At 67.8% G+C, this 19589-nt stretch carries 19 protein-coding genes and 1 riboswitch; of the genes, 9 read left to right on the top strand and 10 right to left on the bottom strand.

The genetic code is table 11. From position 1 onward, the window contains the following. The 3 genes from ACFE77_RS13340 to crtY form a co-directional block, all read right to left on the bottom strand. Window positions 1-230 (bottom strand): LOG family protein (locus ACFE77_RS13340; protein WP_375422135.1); only part of this gene is annotated, 230 nt, incomplete at its 3' end. Beyond that, entirely contained in the window at window positions 227-1705 is a 1479-nt protein-coding gene (locus ACFE77_RS13335; protein WP_375422134.1) for a phytoene desaturase, read from the bottom strand. The genes ACFE77_RS13335 and ACFE77_RS13340, both read right to left, overlap by 4 nt. Next, window positions 1702-2862: a lycopene beta-cyclase CrtY gene (gene crtY / locus ACFE77_RS13330; RefSeq protein ID WP_375422133.1), complete on the bottom strand. Its 1161-nt coding sequence runs from the start codon at window positions 2860-2862 to the stop codon at window positions 1702-1704. The genes ACFE77_RS13335 and crtY overlap by 4 nt, the downstream gene beginning before the upstream one ends. Before the next feature lie 115 nt (window positions 2863-2977). Here crtY and ACFE77_RS13325 point away from each other — a divergent pair, with 115 nt between their 5' ends. The 7 genes from ACFE77_RS13325 (at window position 2978) to ACFE77_RS13295 (ending at window position 9749) form a co-directional block, all read left to right on the top strand. Beyond that, entirely contained in the window at window positions 2978-3799 is an 822-nt protein-coding gene (locus tag ACFE77_RS13325) for a sterol desaturase family protein (protein ID WP_375422132.1), read from the top strand. Further along, window positions 3756-4154 (top strand): DUF2141 domain-containing protein, encoded by a 399-nt coding sequence (locus ACFE77_RS13320; protein WP_375422131.1) that lies wholly within the window; start codon window positions 3756-3758, stop codon window positions 4152-4154. The genes ACFE77_RS13325 and ACFE77_RS13320 overlap by 44 nt, the downstream gene beginning before the upstream one ends. A 65-nt stretch (window positions 4155-4219) precedes the next feature. Continuing rightward, a complete protein-coding gene (locus ACFE77_RS13315; RefSeq protein WP_375422130.1) occupies window positions 4220-5104 on the top strand; it encodes a MipA/OmpV family protein in 885 nt (294 codons plus the stop codon). Window positions 5105-5277: 173 nt separating this feature from the next. Next, entirely contained in the window at window positions 5278-6273 is a 996-nt protein-coding gene (locus tag ACFE77_RS13310) for a ferritin-like domain-containing protein (RefSeq protein WP_375422129.1), read from the top strand. Window positions 6274-6310: 37 nt separating this feature from the next. Then, window positions 6311-7342 (top strand): ferritin-like domain-containing protein, encoded by a 1032-nt coding sequence (locus ACFE77_RS13305; RefSeq protein WP_375422128.1) that lies wholly within the window; start codon window positions 6311-6313, stop codon window positions 7340-7342. 50 nt (window positions 7343-7392) lie between these two features. Then, a riboswitch (TPP riboswitch) is annotated at window positions 7393-7502 on the top strand. Between the two features lie 39 nt (window positions 7503-7541). Next, window positions 7542-9404 (top strand): phosphomethylpyrimidine synthase ThiC, encoded by a 1863-nt coding sequence (gene thiC / locus ACFE77_RS13300; protein ID WP_375422127.1) that lies wholly within the window; start codon window positions 7542-7544, stop codon window positions 9402-9404. Window positions 9405-9410: 6 nt separating this feature from the next. Then, entirely contained in the window at window positions 9411-9749 is a 339-nt protein-coding gene (locus tag ACFE77_RS13295) for a DMT family protein (RefSeq protein WP_375422126.1), read from the top strand. Between the two features lie 68 nt (window positions 9750-9817). Here the strand turns inward: ACFE77_RS13295 and ACFE77_RS13290 are convergent, their stop codons facing one another. The 4 genes from ACFE77_RS13290 to pepN all read right to left on the bottom strand — a co-directional run bounded on the left by ACFE77_RS13290 (window position 9818) and on the right by pepN (window position 13912). After that, entirely contained in the window at window positions 9818-10096 is a 279-nt protein-coding gene (locus ACFE77_RS13290; protein WP_375422125.1) for a hypothetical protein, read from the bottom strand. Window positions 10097-10352: 256 nt separating this feature from the next. Then, a complete protein-coding gene (gene ung, locus ACFE77_RS13285; protein WP_375422136.1) occupies window positions 10353-11033 on the bottom strand; it encodes a uracil-DNA glycosylase in 681 nt (226 codons plus the stop codon). 96 nt (window positions 11034-11129) lie between these two features. Then, entirely contained in the window at window positions 11130-11255 is a 126-nt protein-coding gene (locus ACFE77_RS13280) for a hypothetical protein (RefSeq protein WP_375422124.1), read from the bottom strand. A gap of 56 nt (window positions 11256-11311) precedes the next feature. Then, a complete protein-coding gene (pepN, locus tag ACFE77_RS13275; RefSeq protein WP_375422123.1) occupies window positions 11312-13912 on the bottom strand; it encodes an aminopeptidase N in 2601 nt (866 codons plus the stop codon). 94 nt (window positions 13913-14006) lie between these two features. On the opposite strand from pepN, the gene ACFE77_RS13270 reads away from it, so the two are divergent. Together ACFE77_RS13270 and ACFE77_RS13265 are read left to right on the top strand one after the other, a co-directional pair. Continuing rightward, entirely contained in the window at window positions 14007-15662 is a 1656-nt protein-coding gene (locus ACFE77_RS13270; RefSeq protein ID WP_375422122.1) for a M28 family metallopeptidase, read from the top strand. After that, complete coding sequence (locus ACFE77_RS13265; protein ID WP_375422121.1) at window positions 15662-16498, top strand: NAD(P)-dependent oxidoreductase; 837 nt, start codon at window positions 15662-15664, stop codon at window positions 16496-16498. Before ACFE77_RS13270 ends, ACFE77_RS13265 begins: the two co-directional genes overlap by 1 nt. Here the strand turns inward: ACFE77_RS13265 and ACFE77_RS13260 are convergent. The 3 genes from ACFE77_RS13260 to ACFE77_RS13250 form a co-directional block, all read right to left on the bottom strand. Beyond that, window positions 16408-17325: a DMT family transporter gene (locus ACFE77_RS13260; protein ID WP_375422120.1), complete on the bottom strand. Its 918-nt coding sequence runs from the start codon at window positions 17323-17325 to the stop codon at window positions 16408-16410. The two genes, ACFE77_RS13265 and ACFE77_RS13260, sit on opposite strands and share 91 nt — an antisense overlap. A gap of 7 nt (window positions 17326-17332) precedes the next feature. Continuing rightward, window positions 17333-18334, bottom strand: coding sequence for a threonine aldolase family protein (locus tag ACFE77_RS13255; protein ID WP_375422119.1), 1002 nt, complete (start codon window positions 18332-18334; stop codon window positions 17333-17335). Window positions 18335-18536: 202 nt separating this feature from the next. Next, window positions 18537-19589, bottom strand: a 1053-nt coding sequence (locus ACFE77_RS13250) for a transglycosylase domain-containing protein (RefSeq protein WP_375422118.1), incomplete at its 5' end; no start/stop codon positions are given.

The following is a 19589-nucleotide window of genomic DNA, read 5'->3' as shown; positions in this document are numbered from 1 at the left end:
CCGCGATGCGCGACCTCGGCATCGACCAGCGCCTGCGGGATCACGCCGATCACCTCGCCGCCCGCCGCCAGTGCGCTGTCGGCGATCGCACCCATCAGCCCGAGCCGGCCGCCGCCATAGACGACCCCGATGCCGCGCTGCGCGAGCGTCGTGCCGACCGCGCGGGCGTCCTCCAGATAGAGCGGCTCCGCCGGGGTGGCGGAACCGCAATAGACCGCGACGCGCTTCACCGCGCGCCTTCCAGCATCAGCGCCGCCGTCGCCTTGGCGCTGCCGACGACGCCGGGGATGCCCGCGCCCGGATGCGTGCCCGCGCCGACGAAATAGAGGTTGGGGATGTGGTCGTCGCGATTGTGGACGCGGAACCACGCGCTCTGCGTCAGCGTCGGCTCCAGGCTGAACGCGCTGCCGAGATGCGCGTTCAGGTCGCGCGCGAAGTCGTTCGGCGCATAGGAGAATTTCGTGACGATGCGGTCGTGGATGTCGGGGATCAGGCGGCGCCCGATCTCGTCGAGGATCCGCTTTTCGAGGATCGGGCCGATCTCGTCCCAGTCGACCGGGAACTTGCCCATGTGCGGCACCGGCGCGAGCGCGTAGAAGGTCGAGTGACCCTCGGGCGCCAGCGACGGATCGGTGACGGTCGGATGGTGGAGATAGAGCGAGAAATCCTGGCTCAGCACGCCGTGATCGTAGATGTCCTCGAGCAGCCCCTTATAGCGCGGCCCGAACAGGATCATGTGGTGCGGGATGCCCGGCCAGCTGCCCTTGATCCCGAAATGCACCACGAACAGCGACGGCGAGTATTTCTTGTTCTCGAGCTTGCCCGCGGTGCGCTGCGCACTGCGCGATCCCGACAGCAGCGTGCGGTAGGTGTGGACGATGTCGGCATTGGCCGCGACCATGTCGGCGTCCGTATGCCAGCCGCTCGAGGTGGTGACGCCGGTGGCGCGGTCGCCCAGCGTCTCGATCTGCGCGACCGGATCGCCGAGGCGGATGGTGCCGCCGATCCGCTGGAATTGCGTGACCATTCCCGCGATCAGCCGGTTGGTGCCGCCCATCGCGAACCACACGCCGCCGTCGCGCTCCAGCTTGTGGATCAACGCGTAGATCGCGCTGGTGGTCATCGGGTTACCGCCGACCAGCAGGGTGTGGAACGACAGCGCCTCGCGCAACTTCTCGTTGCGGATGTACTTCGATACAATCGAGTAGACCGAGCGCCATGCCTGGTATTTCGCGAGCGCGGGTGCCGCCTTGATCATCGACGCGAAGTCGAGGAACGCGACATGGCCGAGCTTGCGATAGCCCTCCTCGTACACGCCGGCGGCATATTCGAGGAACTGGCCATAGCCTTCGATATCGGCGGGATCGAGCTTGGCGATCTCCGATTTCAGCAGGACGTCGTCGTTGGTGTAGTCGAAATTGGTGCCGTCGGGCCAATTGAGCCGGTAGAAGGGGCTGACCGGCGCGAGCGTCACGTCCTCGGTCATGTCGCGCCCGGTCAGCGCCCATAATTCCTGCAGGCAATCCGGATCGGTGATCACGGTCGGGCCGGCGTCGAAGGTGAACCCGTCGCGCTCCCAATAATAGCCGCGCCCGCCCGGCTTGTCGCGCGCCTCGACGATCGTCGTCGCGACCCCCGCCGATTGCAGCCGGATCGCGAGCGCCAGCCCGCCGAAGCCGGCGCCGATCACCACCGCCGACGTCATGACCGCCCCGCCAGCGCGCGGACTGCGCGGCCGATCGGCACCGGCGGCTTGCCGGTCAGTACGCGTGCCTTGTCGATCATCGTCGAAGTTCCTGCATAGAAGCGGCCGATCAGGGACGGATCGAGCCGGTAGAAGCGTTCCAGGATGCGATAACGATCCGCCGGTTCCGCCGCCTTGAACAACATGGTGTCTAGCATCCGGAAAAAACCCCGCTGCCGCCACTTTTCGCGTGCGAAGCCGTAAGTCGCCTCATGCAGGCTCGCGCCGGTAAAGTCGGTTCGCGCCGCGATCAGCGCCGCGGTTCGCACCGCGTCGGGTAGCGAATAGCCCGTGGTCGGATGGAAAAGCCCGGCGCGCATTCCGACCTTGGCGATGCCGGGTCCGCCCGACTGCCAATACGCCGCGAAGTCGCCGCCCATGACCACCGGCAGCACCCCTGCCTCCTCACGGGCGGCCTGCTCGACCTGCCAGCCTCGATCGACCGCGTACTCGTGGACGCGATCGCCGATCGTCGCCCGGTCGAGCGCGGGGTGGTCGCTGTAATAGGTGTCTTCGACGAACATCCGATCGGGCGCCAGCGGCAGGCAATAGACGAACCGGTAGCCGTCGATCTGATCGACCGTTGCATCCATCACCATCGGACGATCGCTGCCGTGCGGCGCGGACAGCCGCAGCTCGCGACCGACGAATTTCTGCCAGCCCAGATCGAGCATCGACAGGTCGCCAGCGCCGCGCGCATCGATCACGCCGTTCGCTTGCAGGCGGTCGCCGTCCGCGAACGATACCATGGTCGGCGAGATCTCGGTCACTGCACGCGACAGCATCAGCGCCGACGGTGTCAGCGTCCGTCGCACCACCGCATCGAGCCGCTCGCTGTCGATCGAATGATAAACGGTGTCGATGGAACGTCGATGCTCCGGGAAGGCGACGTCATAGCCCATCCAGCTGTTGCCGATCAGGGGCGCCACGATCCAACGATCGCTTTCCGATACGTCGCTGTCGAAGAACGACCACCGGTGATTGCCGCCGACGACCCGCGCGGCGTCGATCAGCCGCACGTCGAGCGCCGGGTGCCGCGCCTTCAGCGCGAGCGCGATCAGCCCGCCGGCCAACCCGCCGCCGACGATCGCAACGTCGCAAGTGATCGTCGATCCCATCGTCCGAGGCGACTAGCCGAAAGCATGGGCGGCGAGAAGGCTTGACCGGGACGATCGTACGCCGCCGTACCGCGCAGTGCTGGTCGGTGGCGCGGATTGCGGCTAACGAGCAGGAATGACCGTCGTTTTCGCGATCCTGCTGTCGGCGCTGGCGATGACGCTGATCGTCGGCGTCCGCTACCTGATCGTCTCGGGCGCGTTCGCGGCGGCGACCAAGGCGCGCCATCCCGGGCTGTACCAGGGCCTCGACCGGCAGATGCGGCGCGAGATCGTCTGGAGCCTGACGTCGGCCGCGATCTATGGCGCCCCGGCGGGCGTGGTCGCCTGGGGATGGCAGAACCGCGGCTGGACCAGGATCTACGACCGGGTCGACGCGTATCCGCTCTGGTATCTGCCGGTGTCGGTGCTGCTCTACATGCTGGCGCATGATTGCTGGTTCTACTGGACGCATCGGTGGATGCACCGGCCCAAACCGTTCAAGCTGGCGCATGCGGTCCATCACGCCAGCCGCCCGCCGACCGCCTGGGCGGCGATGGCGTTCCACCCGATCGAGGCGATCACCGGAGCTGTGGCAATTCCGCTACTGGTGTTCGTAATTCCGATCCATGTCAGCAGCTTGGGCTTCGTCCTGGCGATCATGACGGTTATGGGGGTGACCAACCACATGGGCTGGGAAATATTCCCGAAGGTCATGTGGCGGGGGCGGCTGGGGGGCTGGCTGATCACCGCGAGCCACCACCAGCGTCATCACGAGCAATATGGGTGCAATTATGGGCTCTACTTCCGCATCTGGGACCGGCTCTGTGGCACTGACGGCGGCGTCGGCGATTTCGCGCGGTCGCATGCGCAGGCCAGGCAGCGCGCGGCGAGCAGCGGCCCTGGCACTCCCCGCGATGGCATCGATGCTGGTCGGCGCGGTGCCGATCGGGCGGCTTGACGTCGCGGTCGACAAGCTGCGCTCGGCCAAGGGGCTGATCCGGGTCTGCCTCACCGCCGATCCCGCCAACTTCCCCGCCTGCGTCGACGATGCCGACGCGATCACCCGCAACGTTCCCGCCGGCACGCGCGGGATGCGCTTCGACGGGCTGCCCCATGGCAGCTACGCGATCGCGGTGATCCACGACGAGAACGCCAACGCCAAGCTCGACACGCTGGCCGGCATCCCGCGCGAAGGCTTCGGCTTCTCGCGCAACCCGGCGATCGGCTTCGGTCCGCCGCATTTCGCCGCGGCAAAGTTCGCGGTTGCGGGTGATGCCGAAATACAACGGATCAGGATGCGCTACATCTTCTGACCAGGCCGGCGGAAAGATACGCTTGCTGCTGCGTTGCGCGACCGTAACAGATTGGAGCCGTTTCCTTGCAGCGTCAGATTTTCCCCACGCTCGTCGCGGCGCTTGCGCTGGCGGGCCTCGCCACGCCGGCGCTCGCGCAGGACACCAACGTCGTTCCGCCCGATGCCGGCGCGGTCGCTGCGGCCTCCGATTTCGACGGCGATTCGATCACGGTGGGCGGCGGCTTCGTCTATCTGCCGGATTATGAAGGATCGAACGACTATCGGTTCACGCCCGCGCCGGGCGCGATCGGTTCGTTCCGTGGGCATTCGTTCACGGTGGCGGGCAACCGCGCGTCGGTCGACCTGATCCGCAATCAGCCGGGCCCGAGCTGGGACTTCCAGGCGGGGCCGATCGCGGTGGTCAACTTCAACCGCACGAACACCGACAACATCGACGACCGTCGGGTGCGCGCGCTCGGCGAACGCGACACCGCGATCGAACTCGGCGGTTATGTCGGTCTCGGCAAGACCGGGGTGATCACCAGTCCGTACGACCAGTTGTCGGTGTCGGTCAGCTATCGCCACGACGTCGCCGGTTCGCACGACAGCGGCATCCTGCAACCGACGGTCAACTATGTGACCCCGCTCAGCCGCAAGGCTGCGTTCGGCCTGTTCGCGTCGGCCGAGCATGTGGAGCGCGGCTATGGCCGTTCCTATTTCGGCGTCGATGCGGCGCAGAGCGTCGCAAGCGGATTCCCGGTCTATGGCGCCCCGCGCGGCTGGAAGAACTGGACCGTCGGCGCGCTCGGCACCTACGCGCTGACCGGCGACCTGCTCCACGGGTTCAAGCTCGTCGGCGGCGGCACCTATGGCCGCCAGTTCGACCGGTTCGCGGACAGCCCGGTGGTGCGGATCGCCGGCAAGCGATCGCAATGGCTAGGCGTGCTGGGTGTAGCCTACACGTTCTGAGCGAGATCGATCGCCAGGCATCATCCTGACCGTTCCTGCTAGCTAAGGGCCGCGTGAGTGATCACGCGGCCCTTGTCGTTTGGTCGCGCCGAGACTTGCGACCCGTTGATTATGGCCGTTGAATCGCCCAGACGCAGGGCGATGATCCGATACGGCAAGGCGAGGACCTGCGAATGACCGACAGCGAGCAACTGATCGACGCGCTCGACGCGCGGGTGAGGCGGCGCGAGGATCGCCGGGCGTTCTTCAAGACCGCGCTCGGTGCTGCGGCGGTCACTGCTGCCGGAGCGTCGGCGCTGTCGGTCGCCGGCGAGGCGACCGCGCAGACGGTGGCGCTGACCGATGCCGACATCCTCAACTTCGCGTTGAACCTCGAATATCTGGAGGCGCAATTCTATTCCTACGCCGCCAACGACACCGGCTTGCCGGCCGCGCTGCTTGGCGGCACCGGGCAACAGGGCGCGGTCGTCGGGGGGCGCCGCGTCGGGTTCACCGATCGCGTCGTCGCCGCCTATGCGCGGGAGATCGCCGCGGACGAGCTCGCCCATGTCACCTTCCTGCGCGCGCAGCTCGGCACGTCGGCGGTGGCGCAGCCCGCGATCGACGTCGGCGTCGGGCCGAACTCCGCCTTTTCCAATGCCGCGCGCGCTGCGGGCCTGATCACCGCGGGCCAGACCTTCGATCCCTATCTCAACGACGAGAACTTCCTGCTCGGCGCGTTCATCTTCGAGGATGTCGGCGTCACCGCCTACAAGGGCGCGGCGGCGCTGCTCACCAGCAAGACCTATCTGGAGGCCGCCGCGGGCATCCTGGCGGTCGAGGCGTATCATGCCGCGATCATCCGCACGACGCTCTCCACCAAGGGCTTCGACACGCCGGCGCTGCTGACCCAGGCCAATGGCATCTCGACCGCGCGCGACACGCTCGACGGCGGCACCGAGATCGACCAGGGCATCAGCCCGACCAGCCGTGCGGTGGTCGTCGGCACCACGACCACGACCTACACCGTGGCGAACGTCGTCCCGACCGACGCCAACGCGGTCGCGTTCAGCCGCACGCCGCAGCAGGTGCTCAACATTGTGTACCTGACTGCCACCGCGGCAGGGCTCGGCGGGTTCTTCCCGGCGGGCGTCAACGGCACCATCAAGACCGCGGGCCCCGCAGCGTGAGCCTGTGCGCCCCCTGCCCCGCGACTGGGAGACTATCATGACCGACCGCATCACCGACGACGTGTTCGCCGCGATCGACGCCAACGGCGTGCTCGCCGCCATCGACGAGCGGCGTGCGGCGCGGCGCGGCTTCCTGCGCTATGCCGGCGGGGCCGCCGCGGTGGCAGGCGGTGCCGCGCTGCTGTCGGCCTGTGGCGGCAGCGATAACCCTACCCCGGCGCCGACCCCGACCCCGACGAGCACCAACATCGACATCGATGTGCTCAACTTCGCGCTCAACCTCGAATATCTCGAGGCGCAATTCTATTCATGGGCGTGCTTCGGCCGCGGGCTCGACGCGTCGTTGACGACGGGCATCGGCGCACCGGGCACGGTGACCGGCGGTGCCGCGGTGCCGTTCCAGGATACGCTGGTCGCGGCCTATGCGCGCGAGATCGCGTTCGACGAGATCGCGCATGTCGCCTTCCTGCGTTCCGCGCTCGGCAGCGCGACGGTCGCGATGCCCGCGATCAACATCGACGGCAGCGCCACGGGGGCGTTCACCACGGCGGCCCGCGCGGCGGGCGTGGTCGGCCCGACCGGCGTGTTCAATCCCTATGCCGACGACAACAGCTTCCTGCTCGGCGCGTTCATCTTCGAGGATGTCGGGGTCAGCGCGTACAAGGGCGCGGCACCGTTGATCACCAACAAGACCTTCGTGGAGGCCGCGGCGGGCATCCTCGCCACCGAGGCCTATCATGCCGGGCTGATCCGCACGCTGCTCTATCGCAAGGGGCTCGACACTCCCGCGATCGCGACCAATGCGGGGCTGATCAGCGATGCGCGCGACAGCCTCGATGGAACGGTCACCAATGCGGCGACCGGGGTGATCGGCGACGACGACCAGGGCGTGCTAGGCACGGCGGACGTGTCGAATATCGTGCCCACCGACGGCAACGCGATCGCGTTCAGCCGATCGACGGGGCAGGTGCTCAACATCGCCTATCTCAGCAAGGCCGCGATCTCGAGCGGCGGGTTCTTCCCGGCGGGGGTCAATGGCAACATCCGCACCTCGGCGGCGAACGCCTGACGCCAGCGGCCCCTTTTCGGTTTGCGTCGAGAATGCATGCGCCTATGCTGGCGACGTCCCCGGGGGGCCGCGACTGAGCGGCTGAGAGGAGAGCCGCAGCTCTCGACCCGCTGAACCTGATCCGGTTAACGCCGGCGGAGGGAGGGAGCGGTCGCCACCCCAGGACCGTCCTCGCTCCGACGCATTTGGAGCAAGCACGATGGCCGACATTCCTGCGCATTACGAGAAGGAAGCCGCCGCGATCGGCGTCACCACCGGCGCGATCCGCGGCAGCCGCAAGATCCATGTCGGCGAACACCGCGTCGCGATGCGCGAGATCATGCTCGATCCGTCGTGCAGCGAACCGCCGCTCCGGGTCTACGATACCAGCGGCCCGTACACCGATCCCGCGGCGCAGATCGACATTCATGCGGGCCTGCCACAGCTGCGCCGCGCCTGGATCGAGGCACGTGGCGACGTCGAAAGCTACGACGCGCGGGAGATGCGGCCCGAGGACAACGGCCAGCTCGGGCCCGATCGCTCCGGCGGCGTGCCGCGCTTCCCGAACCCGGTGAAGCGGCCGCTGCGCGCGAGGGCCGGCGCCAATGTCAGCCAGATGCATTATGCGCGCCAGGGGATCATCACCCCCGAGATGCACTATGTCGCGACTCGCGAGAATCTCGGCCGGGCGCAGCTGAAGGAAGCGATGATCCGCGACGGCCAGGATTTCGGCGCGTCTATTCCCGATTACGTGACGCCCGAATTCGTCCGCGACGAGATCGCGCGCGGCCGTGCGATCATCCCCAACAACGTCAACCACCCCGAAAGCGAGCCGATGGCGATCGGGCGCAATTTCCTGGTCAAGATCAACGCCAATATCGGCAACAGCGCGGTCGCGAGCAACGTCGCGTCGGAAGTCGACAAGATGGTCTGGTCGATCCGCTGGGGCGCGGACACGGTCATGGACCTGTCGACCGGGCGCAATATCCACGACACCCGCGAATGGATCATCCGCAACTCGCCGGTCCCGATCGGCACCGTGCCGATCTACCAGGCGCTCGAGAAGGTCGGCGGCGTCGCCGAGGACCTGACCTGGGAGATCTTCCGCGACACGCTGATCGAGCAGGCCGAACAGGGCGTCGATTACTTCACGATCCATGCGGGCGTGCGGCTGGCGTATATCCCGATGACCGCCAAGCGCGTCACCGGCATCGTCTCGCGCGGCGGATCGATCATGGCGAAATGGTGCCTCAGCCATCACCGCGAGAGCTTCCTGTACGAACGCTTCGACGAGATCACCGAGATCATGAAGGCGTACGACATCGCCTATTCGCTCGGCGACGGCCTGCGGCCGGGTTCGATCGCCGACGCCAATGACGAGGCGCAGTTCAGCGAGCTCTACACGCTCGGCGAGCTCACCCACCGCGCGTGGAAGAGCGACGTCCAGGTGATGATCGAGGGCCCCGGCCATGTGCCGATGCACAAGATCAAGGAGAATATGGACAAGCAGCTCGAGGTCTGCGGCGAGGCGCCCTTCTACACCCTCGGGCCGCTCACCACGGATATCGCGCCGGGCTACGACCACATCACCAGCGGCATCGGTGCGGCGATGATCGGTTGGTATGGCACCGCGATGCTCTGCTACGTCACGCCGAAGGAGCATCTCGGCCTGCCCGATCGCGACGACGTGAAGGTCGGCGTGGTCACCTACAAGCTCGCCGCGCATGCCGCCGATCTCGCCAAGGGTCACCCGGCGGCGAAGATGCGCGACGACGCGCTGAGCCGCGCACGGTTCGAATTCCGGTGGCGCGACCAGTTCAACCTGTCGCTCGATCCCGACACGGCCGAGCAGTATCACGACCAGACGCTGCCCGCGGAAGGCGCCAAGACCGCGCATTTCTGTTCTATGTGCGGGCCGAAATTCTGTTCGATGAAGATCACGCAGGAGGTGCGCGATTTCGCGGCCAAGCAGAACCAGCCCGCGGGTTCGTTCATCGCGGCCAGCGACGCCGAGGCCGGCATGGCGGCGATGAGCGACAAGTTCCGGGAAAAGGGCAGCGAGGTCTATCTGCCCGCGGAATAGCGCGCGGTGCCGACGATCCTGCTGCTGGCGCTGTCGAACGTCTTCATGACGATCGCCTGGTACTGGCATCTGAAGGGCGGCATGGCGAAGCCGCTGGCGCTGGTCATCGCGATCAGCTGGGGCATCGCACTGTTCGAATATTGCCTCGCGGTGCCCGCCAACCAGCTCGGCTATGCGGCTGGGTGGAGCGCGGGGCAGCTGAAGGTCACGCAGGAGGCGATCGCGCTGCTCGTGTTCGGCGTGTTCATGGTCGCGGTGCTGGGTGAGCCGCTGACCTGGCGACACGTCGCGGCGTTCGTCTGCCTGATGGGCGCGGTCGCGTTCCTGTTCGTCGGGCGGGGGTAAGGCTACGCAGAACCGCGTCCCCGCGGGCGCGATATGTGGCGGGGGAGGCGAGCCTCCCCCGTGCGCCATCACATCGCGTTGGCGACCTGACCTTCGACGCGGGCGTCGTCGTTGTCGTCGGCTTGCTCCGCCTTCTCCTCGCCCATGTCGCGGACGTTGTCGGCGCGATCCTCGAGGACATCCGACGCCTGTTCGTTGGTCGTCGCGTCGGCCTGCGCGTCGAGCGCGTCGGCGCGGTTTTCAGTCATCGCTTCGATATTGTCGGCCGCACGGTCATCGGCATTGCCGCCGCATGCAGTCAGAAGAAGCGCACCGGCCACCGCGGCGGCCTTGATCGTAAACGACATTATTGATCTCCCTGTTGAGTGCGGCTCAATGAGCGAGCGATTGCAGAGGTTCCGCCGAGTCTCTCGGCACCTGGGTTGCCCGACCCTTACCCGTTCGTCCTAAGTAGGGATCGACTAGCCCGCAGGGCGTACCGAGAGCCCGTATCGAAGGATAGGTTGGCACGCAGAACCCGTGCTTCGATACGAGCCCTCGGTTCGCCCCCCTGCGGTAGCTACTCTGTCTCCACTCAGCACCAACAGTGAGGGGGCAGCATCGTTAGGCCGGCAACGCCCAGTCGATCGGCGTCCGCCCGTTGGCGACCAGGAACGCGTTCGCTTTCGAGAAATGCCGGCATCCGAAGAAGCCGCCATGTGCGGACAGGGGGGAGGGATGGGCGGCGGTGAGGACCAGATGGCGGCCGCCCCGTGTCACGTTCTCGACGAACGCGGCCTTCTTCTGCGCATGCGCGCCCCACAGCATGAAGACGATCGGCTGGTCGCTTGCCGCCACCGTGCGGACGATCGCGTCGGTGAAGCGTTCCCAGCCGCGCTTCTGGTGCGAGCCGGCGACGCCCATCCGCACCGTCAACACCGCGTTGAGCAACAGCACGCCTTGCTCGGCCCAATGTTCGAGGAAGCCGTGGCGCGCAGGATCGATGCCGAGATCGCTGCGCAGTTCCTTGTAGATGTTGACCAGGCTCGGCGGCGTCCGCACCCCGCGCTTGACCGAGAAGCAGAGGCCGTGCGCCTGCCCCGGGCCGTGATAGGGGTCCTGGCCGAGGATCACGACGCGCACCGCGCCGGGTGGCGTGAGATCGAGCGCGCGGAACCAGTCCGCCCCGCGCGGGAAGATGCGCGTGCCCGCGGCGATATCGGCCTGCAGGAACGTACGCAGTTCCGCCATGTACGGCGCGTCGATCTCCGCGGCGAGCGCGTCGCGCCACGCATCGGGCAGCATCACCCGGTCGATGCTGACGGGATCGGGCGAAAGGGCGTCGGTCATCGCCGTTCTTGTCGACCCCCGCGTGCCGCTGTCAATCGCGGCGCGTCCGCGTCAGGGCTTGGGCGACGTCTCCGGCGCCTTGCCCTTGGTCGTGGGGTTCGACGCGTTCTGCTTCGGCGCCTTCTCCGCCTTCGGCTTGCGGGTTTCCTTGTTCGACTTCATCTGACCCTTGGCCATCGCAACTCTCCGTTGGGCAGTTCCGTTACGTGTTTACGTCATCCGATCCGGCGCGGCTATCCCTCGAGGCTTTTGGACGCTTGCTCGAACAGGTCCTTGGACAGTCCCGGCACCCCGACGATCCGCTCCAGCTCGGCCCGCATCAGCGCGGACCGATCCGCGGCGAAGCGGCGCCAGCGGCCGAGCGGCGGCAACAGCTTCGCCGCGGTCTGGGGATTCAGGCGATCGAGCGCGATCAGCTGGTCGGCGAGGAACCGATAGCCGGCCCCGCCGGGCGTGTGGAAGCTGCGCTGGTTTGCGCCGAACGCACCGATCAGCGAGCGCGCCCGGTTGGGGTTCGCCAGCGTGAAATCGGGGTGCTCGGCAAGCCCTGCCACCACCGCCGCAGTGTCGTCGCGCGTCGCCAGCGCCTGGGTCTGGAACCACTTGTCGAGCACCAGCGAATTGCCGGCATAGCGATTGTAAAAGATGTCGAGTGCCGCCTCGCGCTCGTCCGCGGCGCCATTGGCGAGGATGGTCAGCGCACCCTGGCGATCGGTCATGTTGTCCGCGGCGTCGAATTGGCGGAACGCGAGCGTCGCCGCGTCAGCCGCGCCGCTCGCCGCGATGTAGCTCAGCGCGACGCTGCGGAGCCGGCGGCGGCCCTTGGTGGCGGGGGTGTAGGCATAGGGCTCGGCGGGGGCGCCGGCATAGGCCTGACGCCACGCGGCGGACAATTGCCGGCCGATGTCGGCACGCAACGCCTCGCGCGCGGCATAGATCGCGTCGGGCTCGACCGTCGCCATCTGGTCGCCGATGAACGCTTCCGACGGGAGCAGCACGGCTTCGGCGACGAAGGCCGGGTCGAGATCGGGATCCGCGAGCGTCTGCGCGATCGCGGTGATCACCGCGCGGTGATGGCCGCGCCCGCCCGACACCGCGCCCGCGACCAGCGTGTCGAGCATCAGCTGCTGCATCGCCTCGTACCGCGCGAACGGATCGTCGTCATGCGCGCTGAGGAACGCGAGCTCGTCCGCGGTCCGGTCGCTCTCCACGATCACGGGCGCGGAGAAGCCGCGGTTGATCGACAGGATCGCGCGCTCGGCGAGGCCATCGAACACGATCGTCTCGCTCGGGTCGGCCAGCAGCACGAGTCGCTCGTCGATCAGCGCACGGCCGGTCGCGCTCGCGAACAGCTTCACCTTCAGCGGCAACACCATCGGCGCCTTGGCCGGCTGTCCGGGGGTGGCGCAAACCTGCTGCGCGAGGCGGAGTTCGGCGCGTCCGCCACCGGGTTCCTGGATCAGGCTGGCCGACACCCGCGGCGTGCCGGCCTGGCTGTACCAGAGGCGGAACTGCGCGAGATCGACGCCGCTCGCCTCCTCCATGCACGCGACGTAATCTTCGCACGTCGCCGCCGTGCCGTCGAACCGGTCGAAATACAGGTCGCAGCCGGCGCGGAACGCGACCGGGCCTAGAACCGTCGCGATCATCCGGATCAGCTCGGCGCCCTTGTTGTAGATCGTCGCGGTGTAGAAGTTCGAGATCTCAAGATAGCTTTCGGGGCGCACCGGGTGGGCGAGCGGGCCGGCGTCTTCGGGGAACTGGGCGGCGCGCAGGGCACGCACGTCCTCGATCCGCTTGACCGCCGCGGATCCCTGGTCGGCGGAAAAACCCTGGTCGCGGTAGACCGTGAAGCCTTCCTTCAACGACAGCTGGAACCAGTCGCGGCAGGTGACGCGGTTGCCCGACCAATTGTGGAAATATTCATGCGCGACGACGGTCGAGATCGCGTCGTAGTCATAATCCGTCGCGGTGTCTGGGTCGGCGAGGATGTAGCGCGAATTGAAGATGTTGAGGCCCTTGTTCTCCATCGCGCCGAAGTTGAAATCGTCGACCGCGACGATGTTGAACACATCGAGGTCGTACTCGCGGCCATAGACCCGCTCGTCCCACGCCATTGCGAGTTCGAGCGCGTGGAGCGCGTGCGCGGTCTTGGCGAGATCGGCCTCGCGGACCCAGATACCGAGGCTGACCTCGCGTCCCGACCGCGTCGTGAAGCTGCCGCGATTGACCGCGAGATCGCCCGCGACCAGCGCGAACAGGTAGCTAGGCTTGGGGAACGGGTCGTTCCATTCGGCCCAGTGCCGCCCGCCGTCGAGATCGCCCGCGCCGACCGGGTCGCCATTCGCGAGCAGCACCGGGAAACGCGCCTTGTCCGCGGTCATCCGCACCGAATAGCGGCTGAGCACGTCGGGCCGGTCGGGGAAATAGGTGATGCGGCGGAACCCTTCCGCCTCGCATTGGGTGCAGAGGATGCCGCCCGAGGCGTAGAGTCCCATCAGCTGGGTGTTGCGATCGGGGGCGATCTCGACCTCGGTGACGACGACATGCGCATCGCCGGGGAGCGGTATCACCAATTGCTCGCCCTCGATTCGCCAATCGTCCGTGGCGATGCCGTCGATCGTGACCGACAGCGGATGTTGTCCGGCGCCGTCGAGCCGCAGCGGATCGCGGCTCCCCGCGCTCCGCGTGACCGACAGCGTCGCGCGCACCCGTGTCCTGGCGGAATCGAGATCGAAGTCGAGCCGCGTGTCGGGAACCGACCACGCAGGCGCGACATAGTCGCTGCGACGCGTGGCGACGGGATGGGCGAGGCTTTGCTGAACGTCGAGCATCGGCCTTCTATAGGAGAGCGGGGGGCACAGCGGAAGCTTGCGCGACGGCGGCGCTGTGGTAGCGAACGCCTGTCGTTTCCCGAGGATTTCCCGCATGTTCCGTACGATCGCAGCCCTGTCCCTGCTCGCGCTCGCCGCCAGCGTCGGCGCGCAGGACAAGACCGCGACCGCGCTCAACGCCCGGATCGCGGCGCCGCTGCCTGCGGACCAGGCGGCGATGAAGGCGCATGTGCTGTTCCTCGCCGACGACGCGTTGAAGGGGCGCGAGGCGGGCACCCCGGAATTCGATATCGCCGCCGCCTATGTCGCCGCGCAATTCTATGCCGCAGGGCTGCGGCCCGCGGGCAACGACGGCGGCTATCGCCAGCGCGTGCCGCTGGTCTCGTACCGATCGGCCAGCAAGGGCGACATGGTGTGGAGTCCGAGCCGCGGCGGCGCACCGGCGCCGCTGGCGTTCGGCGTGGATTATGTTCCCGCCGCCAACCCGGCGCGCGCCGACACCAGCGTATCCGCGCCGGTGGTGTTCGTCGGCTATGGCATCGTCGCGCCGCAATATCGCGAGAACGGCTATGCCGGGGTCGACGTCCGCGGCAAGATCGTCGCCGTGATCGGCGGTGCGCCCGCGCGTTTCGGGGGCGAGGAGCGCGCCTTCTTCGGTTCGCCCGGCACCAAAGCGACGATCGCGCGCGATCATGGCGCGATCGGGATCGTCAACCTGCCGAGCGCGCGCAGCCGCGCGCAGCCCTTCGTGCGCCAGGTGGAGAGCTACGAAAACCCGCGGATCACCTGGGCGCGTCCCGACGGCACCGGCAACGCGGTGGCGCCCGAGGCCCCGGTGCTCGCGACGCTGAGCGACGCCGGTGCCACCAAGTTGTTCGCTGGTGCCGCAACGAGCTGGACGAAGGTCGCGGGCGAGGCGCAGAAGGACGACGCCCGCTTCAAGGCGGCGGCATTGCCGGGGACGCTTTCGGTGGCGACCAGGACGGCGTTCACCGCGCTGTCGAGCAGCAACGTCGCGGGGATGATCCCCGGCGCCGATCCGGTGCTCGGCAAGGAGGTCGTGGTGCTGTCCGCGCATCTCGATCATATCGGGGTCAGCAAGACCGGAGCGGGCGACCGGATCAACAATGGCGCGCTCGACAACGCGATCGGGATCGCGAGCCTGATCGAGGAGGCCAAGCGCTTTGCGGCGAGCGGCCAGCCGCCCAAGCGATCGATCCTGTTCCTCGCGGTGACGGGCGAGGAGAAGGGGCTGGTCGGCTCCGATTACTTCGTCAACAATCCGTTGATGCCGCTGTCGTCGATCGTCGCTGACGTCAATTTGGACATGCCGATCCTGACCTACCCGTTCGAGGACATGATCGTGTACGGTGCCGAACGGTCGACGCTGGGGCCGATCGTCCGCCGTGCGATCGGCACGATCGGGGTGGGTCTGTCGCCCGATCCGATGCCGGAACAGGGGATCTTCGTCCGATCGGATCACTTCCGCTTCGTGCAGAAAGGCATCCCATCGGTGTTCCTGTGGCCGGGACCGAAGGGCGCCGGCAAGGCCGCGACCGATGCGTTCATGGCCAACAACTACCACAAGCCGAGCGACGATCTGTCGCAGTCGATTATGTGGGACCAGGGCATCCGCTTCGTCGACGCCAACTACCGGATCGCACGCGACATCGCCGACGGCCCCGCACGCCCGGTGTGGAACAAGGGCGATTATTTCGGCACGCTCTACAAGGGGCCGATGGCGCGATAATGGCGCGGCTGCTGATCTTCGGGTTGGGCTACGCCGCATCGCATCTCGGCGCGCGGCTCAGCGGTGAAGGCTGGCACGTCGTCGGCACCTCGCGTGACGGCCGCGCGGGGACGCTGCGCTTCGACGATCGCGACGCGGTGGCGGCGGAGATCGCGGCGGCGACCCACATCCTGTCATCGGTGCCGCCGGTCGACGGGATCGATCCGGTGCTGGTCGGCTATGGCGTCGGCATCGCGCGCTCGGCGCGGTGGATCGGCTACCTCTCCTCGACGGGAGTCTATGGCGACGCGGCGGGCGGCTGGGTGGACGAGACCGCGCCGATCTCGGGCCGTCGGCCCGCGCGCAACGCCGCCGATCGCGACTGGCTGGCGATCGGCGCACGGGTATTCCGCCTGCCGGGAATCTACGGACCCACCCGATCGGCGCTGGAGCGTGTGCGCGAGGGGCAGGCGCACCGTGTCGATCTGCCCGCGCAGGTATTCAGCCGCGTCCATGTCGACGATATCGCATCGGGCGTCATCGCCGGGTTCGACGGGCCCGCGGGCGCGTACAACCTAGCCGACGACCAACCCTGCTCGCAAAATCAGGTGATCGAATTCGCAGCGCACCTGCTCGGACTGCCGCCGCCGCCATTCGTCGCGATCGATACGCTGTCGCCGATGGCGCGCGGTTTCTATGCCGAGAACCGGCGGGTCGCGACGGGCAAGGCAAAGCGCGTGCTCGGCTGGGCGCCGCGCTACCCCGATTACCGCGCGGGCCTGCGTGCCCTGAGCGCGACTACCAGCCCGATCCCGGTGAGCACCGCGCCACCGGCCGCGAGCGGCGACCAGCGGTAACCCTCGAACAGGGTCGAGAGCAGCATCGCGATGACCGGTACGATCACGCTCGAATAGGCCGCCTTGGCCGGGCCGATCACCCGCAGCACGGTGTAGTAGAGCGGGAAGGCGAGCGCCGACGCAAACAGCCCCAGATAGACGATGCCCGCGACATAGCCGAGCCGCGCCTCGAACACCGGCGGGCCGGTCAGCCACCAGGCGAGCCCCGCGTCCATCGCCGCCCCCATCAGCATCGCCACCGCCAGTAGTGGCGCCATCGGGTAGAGCTTGGCGGTCTTGGTCGCCTGCATGACGTTGGCGATCGACGCCGATCCGATACCGAGCAGGGTGAAGCCGATGCCGGCCAGCGACGCCGACGGCCCATTGGGATCGCTGCGCGCCTCGTGGAGGAACAGCAGCGCGACGCCGCCCATTGCGATCGACGATCCGATCACCAGTTGCCGCCCGAGCCGCTGGCCGAGGAAAACGCGCGCCAGCCCGGCATTGGGAATCAACAGCAGCGCAAACACCACCGCGACAAGGCCCGAGGTGATGAACTGTTCGGCCCGGTATACGAAGTTGAAGTTGAGACAGAACTGAGTGAGTGCGGTTGCCGCCGCAAAAGCCCAGCCCCGCGCGTCGAGCCGGAAGCGCTCGCCGCGGATCAGCGCGTAGATCGCCATTGCGATGCCGGCGATCAGGAAGCGGTAGCTGACCGACCAGCTCGGCGGCACCACCGCGATCTGGTCGCGGATGACGAGCCAGGTCGATCCCCAGATCAGCGTGACGATCCCGAACGGCACCAGGATCGCGGCGCGCGACGATTGCGGCGGCGGGGCGTCGGTCACGCGCCGGTCAGAGCCCGGCGATCGCGGCGGCAAGCCGATCGACATGATCGATATCGGTGTCCCAGGCGGTGACCAGCCGCACTTCGCCTGGCGCCCAATCGTAGAAGTCGAAACCCTGCGCGCGTAGCGCCGCGGCTTCGTCCGGGGTGGCGTGGAGAAACACCTCGTTCGCCTCGACCGCGTGGATCAGCCGATCCCCCGCCGCCGCCGCGATCGTCTGCGCACGGTCGTTGGCGGCGCGGGCGCAGTCGAGCCACAGGTCGCCGTCGAGCATCGCGAGGATCTGCGCGGCGAGGTAGCGACCCTTGGACAGCAACAGGCCGGCGCGCTTGCGGCGATAGAAGCTGGCGCCGGTGAGCTCGGGGCGGAAGAACACCAGCGCCTCCGCGCTCATGCCGCCATTCTTGACGAAGCCGAAGCTCAGCGCGTCGACTCCTGCGCGCCAGGTAACGTCGGCGGGGTGGCAGCCGAGATGCGCGACGGCATTGGCGAAGCGCGCACCGTCCATGTGCAGCCCGAGCCCGCGGCGGCGCGCGAGGGCGCCGATGGCAGTGACTTCGGCGGGAGTGTAGACGCGACCATATTCGGTGGCGTTGGTGATCGAGATCGCGTGCGGCTGGACGCGGTGAACGTCGTCGACGATCGCATCGAGAGTGTCGGCGATCGTGTCCGGGGTCAGCTTGGCGCCGTCGCCCTCGGCGAGGAACAGCTTGGCGCCGTGCGTATAGAATTCGGGCGCGCCGCCCTCGTCGTTCTGGATGTGCGCGTCACGGTGGCAGACGATGCCACCGTGCGGCGGGCAAAGCGCCGCCAGCGCCAGGCAATTGGCGGCGGTGCCCGACGGCACCCACAACACGCGGCATTCGGTTTCGAATAGCGCGGAGAGGCGGGCGTCGAGCGATTTGGAACGGGCATCGCCGTCATAGGCGGTGTCGAGCGTGTTGGCGTCGACGATCGCCTGCATCACCTTCGGATGCACCGCCGCGGCATTGTCGGAAAAGAAGCGCATGGCCGGCTTTGCTGCGCGTGCGAGCGTGGGTCAACGGTGATGAGGTGAGATCCCGGTGTTCTTTCGTCCCCCGCTGATTCACTACCCCGGCGAAGGCCGGGGCCCAGGTGGAAAGGCGGAGGTAACGGAGGGCTGCCTGCAATCATGATCGCCTCGCAACTGGGCCCCGGCCTACGCCGGGGTGGTAGAGAGATTTGGAGGATCAGAACCCGTCGTCCGGCGACGGCTCCTCCTCGGGCGGTCGGCGATCCTCGCGGGGCGGGGGCGGTGGTTCGTCGCGGCTTCGGTCGGGACCGACGGAGAAGCTGCCGTCGCTATCGAGCTTCATCTCCACCCCGAGCCCGCGCAGCGTGGCGTCGGTGGGCAGGTCGCCGCCCTCGACGCCGTTGTCGAGCGCGCCGTCGCCGCCCTCCTCGACCAGCACCGGCTGCACCGGCGCCGCGAGACCCAAGCCGGCCTGCATGAACGACCGCCAGATCCGCGCCGGCACGGTGCCGCCGTGAAGCCCCGGATTGGCTGAATTGTCGTCGTTGCCGACCCAGACGCCGACCACCAGATCGCCCGCGAAGCCGATGAACCAGGCGTCGCGGCTGTCTTGCGAGGTGCCGGTCTTGCCGTACGCCTTCACGCTCAGCACCGCCTCGCGCCCGGTGCCGCGGATCGACGAATTGAGCAGCGACAACATGTTGTCGCGAACCTCCTCGGGCATCTCGGTCGTGCCGCCGGTCAGCGACTTCAGCCAGCCGCCGTCCTCGCGCGGCTTTTCGACCCCGCGCGGCTGGACCGGATAGCGGCCCGACGCGATCGCGGCATAGGCCGAGGTGAGTTCGAGCAGCGACACTTCGGCGGTGCCGAGCCCGATCGTCGCTTCTTCCGGGATCGGCGTCGAGATGCCGAGGTCGCGCGCGGCCTTGATGACGTTGCGGACGCCGAGTTCCTGGGTCAGCCGCGCGGCGGCGACGTTGGACGATCGTGCGAACGCCTGTGCAAGGCTGATCCGGCCGAGATAGCGGCCGTCGTCGTTGCGCGGCTTCCACCCGGCGATGTCGACCGGCGAATCGTCGACCGTGGACGACGGCGTCATGCCGGCGCGCATCGCCGCGAGATAGACGAACAGCTTGAAGGTCGACCCCGGCTGGCGACGCGCCTGGGTCGCGCGGTTGAACGGGCTCTTGGCGTAATCGCGGCCGCCGACCATCGCGACGACGCGGCCGTCGGGGCGCATCGCCACCAGCGCGACCTGCGCCTGGCGGAG

Origin of the sequence: uncultured Sphingomonas sp. (genome assembly GCF_964243315.1) — a bacterium.
Classification (GTDB): domain Bacteria; phylum Pseudomonadota; class Alphaproteobacteria; order Sphingomonadales; family Sphingomonadaceae; genus Sphingomonas.
This window is presented reverse-complemented; position numbering and strand designations above follow the sequence as displayed.